Annotated in this window: 11 protein-coding genes and 1 pseudogene; all 12 read right to left on the bottom strand. The window is 72.9% G+C overall.

The genetic code is table 11. The annotated features are described in order from the left end of the window. Window positions 1-54: 54 nt before the first annotated feature. The 12 genes and pseudogenes from ACQP0U_RS18540 to ACQP0U_RS18595 all read right to left on the bottom strand — a co-directional run bounded on the left by ACQP0U_RS18540 (window position 55) and on the right by ACQP0U_RS18595 (window position 14,263). The gene (locus tag ACQP0U_RS18540; protein ID WP_433308697.1) at window positions 55-876 is read right to left on the bottom strand and encodes an HpcH/HpaI aldolase/citrate lyase family protein; all 822 of its coding nucleotides are present in this window, start codon (window positions 874-876) and stop codon (window positions 55-57) included. Next, complete coding sequence (locus tag ACQP0U_RS18545) at window positions 876-2,063, bottom strand: CaiB/BaiF CoA transferase family protein (RefSeq protein ID WP_433308699.1); 1,188 nt, start codon at window positions 2,061-2,063, stop codon at window positions 876-878. The genes ACQP0U_RS18540 and ACQP0U_RS18545 overlap by 1 nt, the downstream gene beginning before the upstream one ends. After that, on the bottom strand, window positions 2,060-4,009 hold the full coding sequence (locus ACQP0U_RS18550) for an SUMF1/EgtB/PvdO family nonheme iron enzyme (RefSeq protein ID WP_433308701.1): 1,950 nt from the start codon (window positions 4,007-4,009) through the stop codon (window positions 2,060-2,062). The genes ACQP0U_RS18545 and ACQP0U_RS18550 overlap by 4 nt, the downstream gene beginning before the upstream one ends. After that, window positions 4,006-4,944, bottom strand: a complete 939-nt coding sequence (locus tag ACQP0U_RS18555) for a ribokinase (RefSeq protein WP_433308703.1) — start codon at window positions 4,942-4,944, stop codon at window positions 4,006-4,008. Before ACQP0U_RS18555 ends, ACQP0U_RS18550 begins: the two co-directional genes overlap by 4 nt. Continuing rightward, a complete protein-coding gene (locus ACQP0U_RS18560; protein WP_433308705.1) occupies window positions 4,941-6,779 on the bottom strand; it encodes an ADP-ribosylglycohydrolase family protein in 1,839 nt (612 codons plus the stop codon). The genes ACQP0U_RS18555 and ACQP0U_RS18560 overlap by 4 nt, the downstream gene beginning before the upstream one ends. 122 nt (window positions 6,780-6,901) lie before the next feature. Continuing rightward, window positions 6,902-7,465: pseudogene (locus ACQP0U_RS18565) on the bottom strand (ADP-ribosylglycohydrolase family protein); the annotation flags it as partial. A gap of 4 nt (window positions 7,466-7,469) precedes the next feature. Continuing rightward, window positions 7,470-8,762, bottom strand: a complete 1,293-nt coding sequence (locus ACQP0U_RS18570; protein ID WP_433308707.1) for an ABC transporter substrate-binding protein — start codon at window positions 8,760-8,762, stop codon at window positions 7,470-7,472. 39 nt (window positions 8,763-8,801) lie between these two features. After that, the gene (locus tag ACQP0U_RS18575) at window positions 8,802-9,641 is read right to left on the bottom strand and encodes a carbohydrate ABC transporter permease (RefSeq protein ID WP_433308709.1); all 840 of its coding nucleotides are present in this window, start codon (window positions 9,639-9,641) and stop codon (window positions 8,802-8,804) included. A gap of 1 nt (window position 9,642) precedes the next feature. Further along, window positions 9,643-10,578 carry a carbohydrate ABC transporter permease gene (locus ACQP0U_RS18580; RefSeq protein WP_410817132.1) on the bottom strand — a complete coding sequence of 312 codons (936 nt, stop codon included), beginning with the start codon at window positions 10,576-10,578 and terminating at the stop codon, window positions 9,643-9,645. Then, window positions 10,575-11,678 (bottom strand): LacI family DNA-binding transcriptional regulator, encoded by a 1,104-nt coding sequence (locus ACQP0U_RS18585; protein ID WP_433308712.1) that lies wholly within the window; start codon window positions 11,676-11,678, stop codon window positions 10,575-10,577. Before ACQP0U_RS18585 ends, ACQP0U_RS18580 begins: the two co-directional genes overlap by 4 nt. Window positions 11,679-11,755: 77 nt before the next feature. Next, entirely contained in the window at window positions 11,756-13,396 is a 1,641-nt protein-coding gene (locus ACQP0U_RS18590) for an ABC-F family ATP-binding cassette domain-containing protein (protein WP_433308714.1), read from the bottom strand. Between the two features lie 261 nt (window positions 13,397-13,657). Then, window positions 13,658-14,263 (bottom strand): TetR/AcrR family transcriptional regulator, encoded by a 606-nt coding sequence (locus ACQP0U_RS18595; RefSeq protein WP_433308716.1) that lies wholly within the window; start codon window positions 14,261-14,263, stop codon window positions 13,658-13,660. Window positions 14,264-14,274: the final 11 nt, after the last annotated feature.

Here is a 14,274-nt window from a genome sequence, read left to right on the forward strand (position 1 = left end):
ACCTGGAAAGAGTGACCGCGCCGACGACCGACGCCCCGACCGGAGCGGCGACGCTCAGGCGGCGTAGCGGGCGGCGAGGTCGACGACCCGACGGGCGGCGGCCACCATCGCCCGGTCGGCGAACCGGCCGTCGGGCAGGACCACGGTCCCCGAGTCGCGCTGGTGCGCGTCCGCGACGGCGGCCAGCAGCTCCGCAGCGCGGGCCACCTCCCGATCGGCCGGCCGGAACGCGTCGACGATGACCGGTAGCTGACGCGGATGGATGGCCGCCCGGCCGAGGAAACCGAGCCGTCGACCCACCGAGCAGGAGGCGGCCAGACCGGTGAGGTCGACGACGTCGGCGTACACCGACATGGCCGGCGGGGCCAGACCGGCCGCGCGGGCCGCGACCACCACCCGGCCGCGCGCCCAGAGCAGCCCGTCGTCGTCGCTCACCCCCAGATCCGAGCGCAGGTCGGCCTCACCGAGCCCGATTGAGGCCACCGCCGGGTGAGCAGAGGCGATCGGGTACGCGGCCTCCAGCCCGACCGCCGACTCGATCAGTGGGTGCAGGGGTACGTCGACCCGCTCGGCGAGGGCCGCCAGCGTCGCGGCCGACTCGACCTTCGGCAGCCGCAACCCGGCCAGCCCGGGCCGGCCGGCCACCGCCGCCAGATCGGCATCGAGGTCCGGGCCGGTCAGCTCGTTGACCCGGACCTGCACGGGCACCGGGTGCGACTCGGCGAGGAACTCGGCGACAGCGTCCCGGGCGTACGCCTTGCGCCCGGCGACCACGGCGTCCTCCAGGTCGAGGATGACCGCGTCGGCACCCGAGGCGATCGCCTTTGCGAACCGGTCCGGGCGGTCGCCGGGCACGTAGAGCCAGCTCAACAACATCAGAGCACCCCCCGCTCGCGCAGCGCGGCCAACTCCTCGGCGCTCAGACCGAGCGCGCCGAAGACCGCGTCGGTGTCCTGGCCGTGTCGCCTGCCGGCGTGCCGGATCTCGCCGGGCGTCTCGGCGAGCCGGAACGGCACGTTCTGCATCCGTACCTCGCCCAACTCCTCGTCGGGCACGGTGCGCACGGTGCCCAACGCGGCGTACTGCGGGTCGGCGAGGATGTCGCGCACGTCGTAGACGGGCGCGACGGCGGCCTGCGCCTCCTCGAACGCGGCCACCACCTCGTCACGGTCCCGTTGGGCCACCCAGGTGCTCACCGCCGCGTCCAACTCGTCGGCGTGGGCGGCCCGGCCGGTGCCGGTGGCAAACCACGGCTCGTCGATCAGCTCGGGGCGGCCGACCAGCCGCAGCACCCGCTCGGCGATGCTCTGCGCGCTTGTGGAGACCGCCACCCAGCGCCCGTCGGCACACCTGTAGGTGTTGCGCGGGGCGTTGTTGTTGGACCGGTTGCCCAGCCGGGGCTGGACGTAGCCGAGCTGGTCGTACCAGGTGATCTGCGGCCCGAGCATCGCCATGATCGGCTCGATGATGGCGAGGTCGACAACCTGCCCGGCGCCGGTGACGTCGCGTGCCCGCAGGGCGAGCATCACCGCGTACGCGGCGGCGAGCGCGCTCACCGAGTCGGCCAGCCCGAACGGGGGCAGCGTGGGCGGCCCGTCCGGTTCCCCGGTGGCCGCGGCGAAACCGCTCATCGCCTCGGCGAGGGTGCCGAAGCCGGGCCGGCGGGCGTACGGGCCGAGCTGCCCGAACCCGCTGATCCGGGTGATCACCAGCCGGGGGTTGACCGCGTGCAGCTCGGCCGGGCCGAGCCCCCACCGCTCCAGGGTGCCGGGGCGGAAGTTCTCCACCAGCACGTCGGCGTCGGCGAGTAGTTGGCGCAGCAACGCCGCGCCGTCCGGGTGGGAGAGGTTGAGGGTGACAGTCCGCTTGTTGCGGCCGAGCACCTTCCACCAGAGCCCGATGCCGTCGCGAGCCGGGCCGTGCCCCCGCGACGGGTCCGGCTTCGCCGGATGCTCCACCTTGATCACGTCGGCACCGAAGTCACCGAGGAACGCCGCCGCGAGCGGCCCGGCGAAAAGGGTGGCCAGGTCGACGACCTTGACCCCGTCCAGTGGGGCGGTCACCGGGTCACCTCGGGCAGGTCCGCCGCGCAGCGGAAGCCAACCTGCTCGGAGCGGGCGAGGCCGGCGCCGGTGAGCAGCAGCTTCACCGAGACGTCCGCCGGTTGTGGGCCACCGTCGAGGTACCAGTCGGAGCCCTCGGCCCGGTACTGGGCGCCGCCCTTGAGGATGGCGAACCGGGTACGGCCGTCGGAGTGCTCGCTCTCGGTCAGGTTCCACACCAGCGGTTCGCGCCGCACGAGCAGCCCCGCCTCGGCGGCGACCTGCCACTCGTCCTCGGTGGGCAGGCGCAGCCCGGCCCACGCCGCGTACGCCCGCGCGTCGGCCAACTCGACTCCCGTCGCCGGAGCGTCGGCCGGACCCGAGCCGGCGGTGAACCGCTCCGGGCGCACCGGCGCGTAGCCGGTGGCGCGCAGGAACTCGGCGTACTCGCCGTGGGTGACCTCGTGCACGGCGATGGCGAACCGGCCGAGCCGCACACTGCGCCGCAGTGTGCCGGGGTGGTGCAGCCGGGGCGGCAGCGGCTTCCACTCGTCGACGTAGGGCGCCTCGCCGTACAGCCCGGTCTCCCGCACCCGGTGCCGGACGACCAGCTCGTGCCGGCCACCCTCGACGGCGACCAGGCCCGGCGGCACCTGCGGCCGGGGTGCCCACGGCGTGCGCAGGCGCACCGCGGCGCGGGCAGGGAAGGACGGGTCGCCGGTCGGCGGCTCGTGCCGGTGCGCGGCGGCGACTCCACGCGTCACGGCCGCGATCGCGCCGGCCGGTAGTGGGCCACCCACCGCCAGCCGACCGTCGGCGGTCTCGGTGACGGTCAGCTCGGCACCGGTGACCAGGTCGACGAAGTGGCGGCCGGCGCCCGGGTCGGTGACCAGCCACGGACCGTCGTGGTCCGCGCCCCGGTTCACCACCGTCCACAGCGGCTCGTCGTCGTGCGTCCAGCGGGACGCGTACACCTGGCCGTCGCCGGGATGGTCGGCGAGCGGCACCCAGTCCTCGGCGCGCAACCACGCCGCGTGGCTGGTCTGCACCCGGCGCATGGCCCGTAGCACCGCGCGGTCCCGCTCGTTCCAGCCGACCCAGACGCCGAAGACGCTCTCCCAGACCAGCACGCCGACGCCGTTGAGCCAGGCGGAGTGCAGCTCGTCGAGGTGGTCGCGGTGCCAGCGCCGGGTGTGGTGCAGCACGTGCCGCCGCTCGAACCACTTCGCCCGCAGCACGCCGGGCACCTCGGAGTCGGCGAACCACTGCGCCCAGGACATCGCGTGGTCGGCGATGCGGGCCAGCGGCACCCGGCTCTCACCCTCCAGGACCATGCCGGGGCGCACCGCGTCCAGCGCGGCGCGCAGCTCCCCGGCGCCCTCCTTGAGGGTGTCCAGGAAGACCCCGTCGACGCCGAGCTTGCCGGCCAACGTGGCGACCTCCTCGGCGTCGCTGCCCGACTCGCGTCGGGTGCCGGTGTCCCACGGGTTGTAGTCGACGAAGACCCGCACCCCCCGCTGCTGGAACGCGCGCACCACCTCGGGCAGCTCGGGCACGTCCCGGTACCAGTCGAACTGGTTGCGGTCGTCGAGGCCGATCACCGGGTACGCGTGCCAGAGCACCACCCCGTCGAAGCCGCCGAAGTCCCGCCCGGCGGCGTCGAGGAACTCGTCGACGGTGAAGACTCCGCGCTCGTGGTCGTAGAGCGTCTCGTCCCAGAGCCAGGCCAGGCAGACGCTGAAGCAGTCACCGGCGATCTCGTCGTAGTGCTCGCCGACGTAGCCGATCCGGGTCCGGGCGTCGACGCGCCACCTGGCGATCTGCTCCCGCCAGGCCGGCCAGTCCGCCGGGTCGGCCGGCGCGGCGAAGATCTTCGCCTCGTCCAGGGTGCTCAGGTCGGCGTGCCCGCCCAACGGCACCTCGGTCGGTCGGTCGATCGGGCGCGGGACGTACGGGTTGAAGCTCACGGTGCACCTCGGTAGGTCGCGTCGTAGAGGGCGTCGATGGCCGGCCGGTCGGGCAGGGCGGTGGACGCGCCGGGCCGCTGGGCGCAGGCGGCACCGGCGGCGCAGGCCCAGCGCAGGCTGGCCGTGACGGTGTCCGCGCTGATGGCGCCACCGCGCTCGGCCCAGCCCACGGCGAGCGCGCCGGTGAACGCGTCGCCGGCGGCGGTGGTGTCCACCGCGTCGATCTGCGGCGCCGGGACCGCGAGACGCAGGCCGTGCCGATCGGCGTACGCGGCGCCGCGCGCGCCGAGGGTGAGCACCACCCGGGGCACCAGCTTCAGCAGGGCGTCGAGCAGCACCGGGGGGTCGTCCGAGGCGACCTCGGCGACGACCGCCGCCTCGTGCTCGTTGACCACCAGCACGTCGACCAGGTCGAGCAGTTCGGTGGGGAGCGCGGCGGCCGGCGCGGCGTTCAGCACCACTGTGGTGCCGTCGGCGCGGGCCCAGTCCGCCGCCTGGAGCACGGCGGCCAGCGGCACCTCCAGTTGCAGCAGCAGCACGTCCGCCGCCGCGATCGTCGCCCGGTCGTCCGCGCCCAGTTCGGTAAGCGTGCCGTTGGCGCCGGGCGCGACCACTATGAAGTTCTCCGCGTCCCGGTCGACGGCGATCAGCGCGACGCCGGAGGGGCCGGCGACGGTCCGCAGACCCCGGACGTCCACGCCGGCGTCGACGAGACTCGCCCGCATCCGCGTTCCGAACCCGTCGTCGCCGACCGCGCCCACGAAGTCGCAGGCCGCGCCGGCCCGGGCGGCGGCGACGGCCTGGTTGGCGCCCTTGCCGCCGGGCACGGTCCGGAAGTTCTCGCCGAGCACCGTCTCACCGGGGCGAGGCAGCCGCGACGCCGTGACCACCAGGTCCAGGTTGCTGCTGCCCACCACCGCCACGCGCGCGCTCATGCCACGCTCCCTTCCGTCGCGGGCATCGCCAGGGCGAGGGTCCGCTCGGCCAACTCGTCGAAGCCGATCCCGTCGAAGCCGGCGATGCTGCTGGCCAGCCGGTTGCGCAGCGGGGCGACCCAGCGCTGCGGCAGCCCGGACGCGCCGGTGAGCGCCCCGGTCACCGCGCCGACCGTCGCGCCTGTCGAGTCGGTGTCCCAGCCGCCGCTGACCACCGCCGTGATCGACCGTTCCAGGTCCCCCCGGCCGTACGCCAGGGCCGCGGCCACCAGCGCCGCGTTGTTGCGGACGTGCACCCAGTGCAGGTGGCCGTGCCGTGCGTACAGCTCGTCGACCACCCGCTCCCAGTCGTCGGTCCCCGCGCCGAGGGCACGTGCCTCCCGGACGGTGGCGGCGAACCGGCTGCGCGTCGGCAGCACCGCCTCGGCGGCGTCCAGCACCTCGTCCACGCTGTCGGCCACGGGCGCGGCGGCGGAGAGGGCCGCCGCCCACAGCGCGCCGTGCACCCCACCCCGGACGTGGCTCACCGTGGCGTCCCGCACCGCCAACTCGGCGGCGCGGTCCGGTCGGCCGGGGTTGACCCAGCCGTACACGTCGGTGCGGATCTGCGCGCCGATCCACTCCCGGAACGGGTTGTGCCGGCGGCCGCTCTGCGGCGGCGCGTACCCGAGCAGCAGGTTGCGGTAGGCCACCCGCTCGGCGGTGAAGACCCGCCCGCCGGGCAGCCAGTCCAGCCACGCCTGCGCCACGTCGGCGCTGGTGAAGCCCCGACCGTGCGTCTCCAGCACGCGCAGGGCCAGCAACGCGTAGTTCAGGTCGTCGTCCTCGGGCATCCCGTCGATGTTCTCGGCGAGGCTCGTCGGCGCGCTGCGCCGGTTCCACGGCCAGCGGGCGGCGACGTCGGCCGGGAGCCCTTTCGCGGTGAACCAGTCGCGCAGCGGCCACCTGTCGGTCGCGGCGAGGATCTCCCGGATGCCCTCGCGGGGAATCTTCTCCACCGGCTTGCCGAGCAGGCAGCCGACCCCCCGGCCGAGCCACGCGCCGTGCAGCCTGTCGTACGCCGCCTCGGTCGGCAGCGACCAGGTGGCCGGCCATCCGGCACGCAGCGTGGCCAGGTCGTCGGCCTCGTCGGCGGCGTCAACGGCGGGCAACGCGTCGGCGGCGTCCAGCAGCTCCGTCGCGAGAGCCCGCAGTTCCGGCGACGCCGGGACGGCCGACGCCCCGCTGACCGGCGGGGTCAGGTCCCCGCCGGCCGCCGTCCAGCGCGCGGCGAGCGCGGCGACGTCGCGCCCTCGTCCCGGCTGGCCGCCAGTTCGTGCGGCAGCAGGTCCTCCGGCTGGACCCAGGTGATCCTCACCGGGTCTCGCCCCAGCCCTCCGGGTGGCACCGGCGGCCAGCCCGGCGAACCGCTCCGCGCGGCGGGCGAACCGGGCCTGGTCGCGTTCGAAGACCTCGCCCGCTACCGCGGCGAGGACCCGGGCCGGCTCCACCAGGTCGGTCTTGGAGGCGGTGGCCACCACGTCGGACCACTCCGCCGGCACCGCGTCGGCGCCACCCAGCGCCCCGGCGATGGCGGCGGCCATGGTGGCGGTGGAGTCGGCGTCCCGGCCGTAGTTGACCGAGCCGAGAACCGCGGCCCGGAAGTCGCCGCCGGCCACCACGAGCATGCCCAGAGCCACCGGCAGCTCCTCGATGGCGTGCAGGCGACTGGGCCGCCGCGCGCCGAGCCCGGGGCTGCGGTACTCCTCCCCCACCGTGTCGTAGGGGGCGACCGCGGCACGCAGCGCCGGAATGGCCTGCTTCCAGTCGTGGTGGCCGCGGGCCTCCTTGACCACCGCGTCGATGGCCGCGTGGGTGCCGTCGCGGGCCAGGTCCAGCGCCGCCGCGATGACGTCCTCGACGCCAGCGCCGGGGTCGCGGCCGCCGCGACCGAGGCCGCGAACACGGCGGCCGCCTCCCGCCCGTAGCTGTGCTGGTGCGCGCCGGCGATCTCCACCGCCTCGGCGTACGCCCCGGCCGGGTCGCCCGCGTTGACGATGCCGACCGGGGCCATGTACATGGCCGCGCCACAGTTGACGATGTTGCCGACCCCGGCCTCGCGCGGGTCCGCGTGGGCGTGGTGCAGTCGGGTGACCAGCCACCGTTCGGCGGCCGCGAGCCGGTGGAAGGTCACCCCGTCGCGCTCCAGGTCGGGGATGTACACCACCCGCTCGATCAGGTCGGGAACCAGCAGCTCCACCACGTCGTACGCGTCGAGGTGGTCCCGTTTGGCCGCGTACGCACGGACCAGGGCGTGGGTCATCAACGTGTCGTCGGTGAGGTGCCCGTCGCCCTTGTGGTACGGCGCGAGGGGTCGCGCGGTGGCCCAGTCGGCGTGGTACGGGGGCACGATGCCCTCGACCCAGCCGCCGAAGCGCGTACGGATCTGCTCGGGCAGCGCCGTCTCGGTGGCGCCCCCGAGGGCGTCTCCGACAGCGGCGCCGACCAGGCAACCGACAGATGTGTCGAGCAAGAGTGACATGTCGTTACCTCAGAGCCTGCTTGCCACCGTCGACCAGCTGCGTGGCGAGCTGATCGAGGGTGATCTTGTTGGCGAAGTACTGCTGAAGGGCCGGGGTGGCGTACTTGGTCTTCCACTCCGGGTAGCCGTCGGCCTGCTGGAACGGGGCAACGGTCAGGTCCGCGGCGCTGTCCGCGGCGACGTCCCAGCCCTGCTTGCCGGCGGTGAGCTTGACCAGTTCCTCGTTGGCCTGCTTGCCGGTCGGCACGAGCCAGTCGCCCTTGGCCAGGGCTGCCATGTTGGTCGGGTTCAGGAAGTACTCCAGGAACTGCGCGGCCTGCTTCTTGTGCTTGCTGTCCTCGGAGATCGACAGCGTCTGCGGGTTGGCGGCCTGCTTGGTGGAGAGTCCCTTGATCGGGGGCAGGGTGACCCACTCGAAGCCGGCCGGCGCCTGCTCGACCATCTGCTGGCGCAGCGACACCGAGCCGGGCAGCATCGCGTACTTGCCGCCGAAGAAGCCGGGCAGGGTGTCCGCGCCGCTCATGCCGAGCGCCTCCGGGGAGGCGGACTTGGCGGTGTAGAGCATGTCGTGGATCCGCTTCGGGATCTCCTTCTCCGCGTCGCCGACCTTGACCTCGGTGCGCCCACCGTCGCCGTAGAAGAACGTGCCGTCGTAGTTGAGCGCCAGGTTCAGCACCCGGTTGGTCGGCGACTTCAGCGCCCAGGCCGCGCCGTACTGGCCGGGCTTGGTGAGCTTCTGCGCGTTGGTCTGGAACTCGTCCCAGGTCCAGCCGCCGTCGGCCGGCGGCACCGCGACACCGGCGGCGTCGAGCAGCTTCTTGTTGGCGATGACGACCTGCGACTCCAGCAGGAACGGCACGCCGGTGACCTTGCCGTCGACGGTGGCGGTGTCCCAGATGCCCTTGTCGATCTGGCCCTTCAGGTCGTCGGAGACGAGGTCGGAGAGGTCGGCCAGGTAGCCCTGCTTGCTGAACTCGCCGATCGAGGACGCCTCGTAGTGCACGATGTCCGGCGCGTCGCCGCCCTCGAACGAGGTGAGCAGCTGGTCGTGCACCGAGTTCCAGTCACCCTGGACGTACTCGACCTGGATGTCCGGGTGCTCGGCGTTCCACTTGGCGACCAGGTCCTTGTTGACCTGCAACGACTCCTTCTGCCAGGCGAGGCTGAGGAAGCGCAGCTTGGCCGGGCCGGAGGTGGCCTCGTCGTCGTCGCCGGCACCGCACGCGGTGAGCGCGCCGAGGCCGATGACCGCGACCGCGGCGGCCGCCGCGAGTCGACGGAATCGGGTACGGAGCATGGGGGTTACCTCCTTGATGGTGGTGGTTGGGGGGACGGTTCAGCCCTTGACCGCGCCCGCGAGCGACCCGGACGAGAGCCGGCGCTGCATGAACGCGAAGAAGATCAGGCTGGGCAGCGTGGCCAGCAGTGAGCCGGCGGCCAGTGGTCCCAGCCGGGCGGTGCCCTCGATGCCGACGAACCGGGCCAGCGCCACCGGCAGGGTGGCCAGCTCCGGCGTTTTGATCAGCACCAGTGCGAAGAAGAACTCGTTCCAGGCGGAGATGAAGGAGAACAGCGCGGTCGCGACCAGGCCCGGGGCGAGCAGCGGGAAGACCACTCGCCGCAGGACCTGTATCCGGGTCGCGCCGTCGACCGAGGCGGCCTCCTCCAGCTCCCTCGGAATGTTGCGGACGAAGCCCTGCAGCATCCAGAGCGCGAACGGCAGCGCCCAGACCACGTAGATCAGCACCAGCCCGGCGTGCGTGTTGGCCAGGCCGACCTGCCGCAGCACCAGGAAGATCGGGATGATCAGCAGGACGAACGGGAAGAGCTGGGACAGCAGCACCCAGCCCAGCGCGGCGGTGCCGAGCTTGGAGCGGAACCGGGCCAACGCGTACGACGCCGGCATGGCGACCAGCACGGTCAGCACCGCCGAGGCGAGCGAGACCTGGAGGCTGTTGAACGCCGCGCGGCCCAGCTCCTGCTCGGTGAAGGCCTGGACGAAGTTCTGCAGTGTCGGGTTGTCCGGGATCAACGTCGGGTGCAGACGTACCAGCTCGCGCGGCGGTTTGAACGCCGTGGAGAGCAGCCAGACCAGCGGGAACCCGAGGAAGATCAGGTAGCCGGCGAGCGCCAGGTACTGCAGTGTCCGGCTCGTGCGGCTCGGTTTTCCGAACATGTCAGTTCGCCTCCCTGAGCCGGCGACGGAGATAGACCGCGAGCAGCGCGATGATGATCACGACCATGACGTTGCCGAGCGCCGCCGCGTAGCCGTAGTTGCCGTAGCGGAACGCCTCCTCGTACGCGAAGAGCATCGGCAGCATCGTCTTGCCGCCCGGTCCACCCGCGGTCAGCACGTAGACCAGGCCGAACGAGTTGAAGTTCCAGATGAAGTCCAGCGAGGTGATCGCCACGATCACCGGTGCCAGCGCGGGCAACGTGACGTGCCGGAACCGGTGCCAGGTGCTGGCCCCGTCCACCGCCGCCGCCTCGTGCAGTTCGCGACCCACGCCCTGCAGACCGGCGAGCAGGACGACTGTGGTCTGCGGCATGCCCGCCCAGACCCCGACGATGATCACTGCGGGCAGGGCGGTGCTGAAGTCGCCGAGCCAGTTCGTCCGCAGCCCGTCGGCGCCGATGCGGTGGAAGAACTCGTTGATCAGGCCGGCGTCGGGGTGGTAGACGAGCTTCCAGAGGATGCCGACCACTACCGGAGGCATCGCCCACGGCACGACGGCCAGCACCCGCGCCACACCTCGGAAGCGCAGTTGCTGGTTGAGCAGCAGCGCCAGGCCGAGGGCGAGCAGGAACTGCAACACCGTCACCCCGACCGCCCAGAGCAGGCCGATCTTGAACGAGTTCCAGAACAGCTCGTCGCCCAGGAGTTCCCGGTAGTTCGCCAGGCCGGTGAAGCTGACTTCGACGTTGCGCCCGGCGCGGGCGTCGGTGAAGCCGAGGTAGATGCCCCGCAGCAGCGGGAACACCGACAGCACCAGGATCGGCAGCAGTGACGGCAGCAGCAGGAGATAGATGGTGGTGCGGTCGGAGCGGAACCGGTTCGGCCGACGGGCCGACTCGGCCCGCTCGACGTCCGGCCGCTCGGCCAGGGTGGTCATGCGGTCACCCCTTCGCTGGACGGGTGGGTGGTCGGTGGGCTGGCCGGTCCGGTGGCGGTGCGGGGGGCCGGCAGCGTCGCGGCGCTGGACGCGCGCACGACGAGGCTTGGGGGCACCTGCTCGCGTCGCGGCGGCAGGGTGGCATCGGCAATGCGTTGCAGGAGCAGTTCGGCGGCCCGGCGACCACGCTCGGCTGAGCCGAGCGAGACACTGGAGAGCTGGGGAAACATCATCCGGGCCAACTCGGTGTCGTCCATGCCGACCAGGGCGACGTCCTGTGGCACCCGACGACCGGCGACCAGCAGGGCGTGCAGTGCGCCGACCGCGATGAGGTCGTTGGCGCAGACCAGGGCGTCCGGGTCGGCGCGGGCGAGGAGGCGCTCGGTGGCGGCACGGCCGGCCGCGTACTGGAAGTCGCCGACCTCGATCAGCTCGTCGTCGAGCGGGATGCCGTGTTGGGCCAGGGCGGCCCGGAATCCGGCGTCGCGGGCGGCGCCCGGGACGGTGTCGAGTGGACCGTTGACGAAGCCGATCCGTCGGCGGCCGGTGGCGACGAGGTGGTCCACGGCCAGCGCCACACCGTGCCGCGAGTCGGTACGCACGTTGTCGATCGGGGCGTCCGCGCCGAGCTGGCCGACGACCACCACCGGCACCGGACTGTCCACCAGAGCGGTCAGGTGGTCGTCGGTGACCCGGATCGGCGAGACGATCATCCCGTCCACGTAGCGGTTGGCCAGCCGCCGCAGCAGGGCGGTCTCGTTGTCGATCCGCCCGCCGGTGGCGTGCACCAGCAGTTGCCGCCCGGAGGACGCGACCACGGCCTCGATGGCCCGCATCATCTCGACGTAGACCGGGTTGCCGATGTCCTCCACCGCGAGCGCGACGAGACCGGTGCGCTGGGACTGCAGCGACCGCGCGATGGCGTTGGGCACGTAGCCCACCTCGGCCGCCGCCTCGCGAACCTTGCGGATCGTCTCGGGGCTGCCGCCGACGCCGTTGAGCACCCGCGAGGCGGACGCGATGGAGACGCCGGCGCGGGCGGCGACGGTGTGCACCGTGGGCCGGCCGTCCGCCGGTTCCTGTAAACGTTTACGACCCACGTCCGGCACCTCCACCCGATAGCTGTAAACGTTTCCGGGGAGTCTGCTCCGCAAGCGTCCGAGAGGTCAAGCCCTCGTTACGAAAACGTTTCCAACCCCTGGCCTCGTGAGAGCAGGAGCTCTCGGCCTGGCCAGCGGGAGCGGAGCCTGCGGTCGTGGCTGGCGACGACGACGGCACCCGGGCCGGCCCCGAGGGCGTCCTCCAACTCGTCACAGAGCGTCGGCGAGAGGTGATTGGTGGGCTCGTCGAGCAGGAGCAACTCCGGCGGGTCGGCGACGAGCACCGCGAGGGCGAGCCGACGGCGCTGTCCGACCGACAGGTCAGCCACCGGGCGGTCGAGGTCCGCCGGGGCGAGCAGCCCGAGGGACGACAGGGGTACGACCTCGGCCCGCTCCAGCCCGACGGCCGCGTCGAAGATGCGCCGAGCCGTCCGCCGCGCATCCCCGAAGACGCTGTCCTGCGCGAGCAGGCCGACCCGCAAATCCGGTCGTCGCCAGAGCGCTCCGGCGCAGCCCAGGTGGCCGGCGAGCACGGCGAGCAGAGTCGACTTGCCCACGCCGTTGGGGCCGGTCACCAGGAGCCGGTCGCGGCCCTTGATCTCCAGGTGCGCCACCCGCAGTCGGCCCGCAACCTCCAGCCGGTCCGCCGTGACGATGACCTCGTCGCCGCCGCCGGTGGCGAGCGCGGACGCGTGGAAGCGCAACGGCTCCGACGGCACGGGAACGGGGTCGCGCTCGATCGTCTCCAGTCGACGGGTGGCATCGCGGACGCGACGCGAGATCTGGTTCTGAACGCGGCCGGCGGTGTGCCCGTACCCCATCTTCTCGCTGTCGCGCGGGCCACGGCCGTGGGCGACCTGATGCCCGGTCACTGCGGCGGCCTCGCGCAGGTCGGCGAGGAGCGCCTGCTCGTCGTCGTAGAGCCGACGCCACCGTTGCGCCTCGGCACGCTTCGCCGTCAGGTACGCGGTGTAGCCGCCGCCGAAGCGGACCGGTCCGTCGACCGACGGGTCCAGATCGAGGAGATCGGTGCAGACGGCGTCCAGGAAGGCCCGATCGTGACTGGCCACCACGACCACCCCGGGCATGGCACGGAGCTGGTCCTCGCAGAACGCCGCCGCCGCGTCGTCGAGGTGGTTTGTGGGCTCGTCGAGCAGCAGCGCACTCGGCCGGCGGATCAGTACCGCCGCGAGGGCGAGCCGGCCACGTTGCCCGCCGGAGAGGGCATCCAACGCCCGGTCGTGGGGCAGCCCGCCGAGGCCGAGGCCGTCGAGGACCGTCCGGGCACGCCGGTCGGCGTCCCAGGCGTCGCGGTCCTGCGCCCGCTCCAGAACCTCGCCGTACGCGGCCAGCAGCCGGTCGTGTTGCTCGGTGCCCTGCGGCGAATCGGCGAGCGTGACGCCGATCCGGTCCAGCTCGGCGAGGTCGGCGCGGGCTTCGCACAGCGCGTCGTCGAGGACCCCGGCGATTGTCGTGGATGGACGGAAGGGCAGTTCCTGGTGCAGGAAGCCGACGTCCGGCGGGCGCGTGACGGCGCCGGAGTCGGGTAGGTCGACGCCGGCCAGGACCCGCAGCAGGGTCGTCTTGCCGGTGCCGTTGTCGCCGATCAGGCCGATCCGGTGGCCGGGCGTCGCGGTCAGGGAAACGCCGTCGAGCACCCGGCGGTCGCCGCGGACCCGCACGAGGTCATGGGCGATGAGAGCAGGTCGAACAGACATGGGGAACCTCGGAGAACGACGATCCGGGGCGCGCAGGGGCACCCCGGCGCGAGCAGGGCATGACGACGGGGGCCGCGGCGACGGCGGCGCGATCACGCGCCCGTCGGCGGCCGTTCCGGGTGCTCACCCGGAGATGTCGTCGTCACCTGCCACGTCTGCTCCGATCTCCGGCAACTCGGGCGCAAGGATAACCCGGCCGTCATCATCGACCGCCCCCTCCGACCGCGATCGGTACGGCCGGACGAGCAGCTCCTGACACGCTCAGGCCGTCCGGGCACCCGTCCGTAGCGAGTCGATGGTGAGGTCGAGGACGGCTTCGAGGTGATCGATCTTTCCGGTGGAGAGCAGCAGCAGCACACCGCCTTGAATGCCGGCGAGCAGTGCCGCGGCGGCGCGGTCGGCGTCGAGACCCGGGGCGATGTCGCCGGTCGACTGCATGTGCCGGATGCCCTCGGTGATCGCCTTCTGCCAGCGCCACATGAGCCCGGTCACGATCGCCTGCGCGCCGGGCGCCCGCCGGCCCGTCTGACCGAGCAGACCGTTGAGGGGGCACTTCACCCCCTGCGCGAGGTATCGCTCGATCAGTCGGTCACGCCACGCCAGCCAGGCCGGCCAGGACGTCAGGTTGCTGAGCATCGGCTCCTGGTCGATGAGCACCTGGTCCGCCTCGTGCTGGGCCACCGCGAGCAGCAGTCCCTCCTTCCCGTCCGGGAAGTAGTGGAAGAGCTGGCCCTTGCTGGTGCCGGTGTGGGCCATCACATCCTCGAGGCGTACCTCGTCGACGCCGCGCTCACGGATCTCGGCGGCCGCGCCGGCGACGATCCGCGCCCTGGTCGCCTCGCCCTTGCGAGTCAACGCCCGTGTCATGAGACCTCCTG

Source organism: Micromonospora sp. CA-269861 (genome assembly GCF_050948505.1).
In the GTDB taxonomy this organism is placed as follows: domain Bacteria; phylum Actinomycetota; class Actinomycetes; order Mycobacteriales; family Micromonosporaceae; genus Micromonospora.

What these genes read in the sequence shown, in the direction of transcription:
- ACQP0U_RS18580 (WP_410817132.1), bottom strand. Translation starts at nt 10,578, where the DNA reads ATGACCACCCTGGCCGAGCGGCCGGACGTCGAGCGGGCCGAGTCGGCC.
- ACQP0U_RS18570 (WP_433308707.1), bottom strand. Translation starts at nt 8,762, where the DNA reads ATGCTCCGTACCCGATTCCGTCGACTCGCGGCGGCCGCCGCGGTCGCG.
- ACQP0U_RS18555 (WP_433308703.1), bottom strand. Translation starts at nt 4,944, where the DNA reads ATGAGCGCGCGCGTGGCGGTGGTGGGCAGCAGCAACCTGGACCTGGTG.
- ACQP0U_RS18590 (WP_433308714.1), bottom strand. Translation starts at nt 13,396, where the DNA reads ATGTCTGTTCGACCTGCTCTCATCGCCCATGACCTCGTGCGGGTCCGC.
- ACQP0U_RS18575 (WP_433308709.1), bottom strand. Translation starts at nt 9,641, where the DNA reads ATGTTCGGAAAACCGAGCCGCACGAGCCGGACACTGCAGTACCTGGCG.
- ACQP0U_RS18540 (WP_433308697.1), bottom strand. Translation starts at nt 876, where the DNA reads ATGTTGTTGAGCTGGCTCTACGTGCCCGGCGACCGCCCGGACCGGTTC.
- ACQP0U_RS18595 (WP_433308716.1), bottom strand. Translation starts at nt 14,263, where the DNA reads ATGACACGGGCGTTGACTCGCAAGGGCGAGGCGACCAGGGCGCGGATC.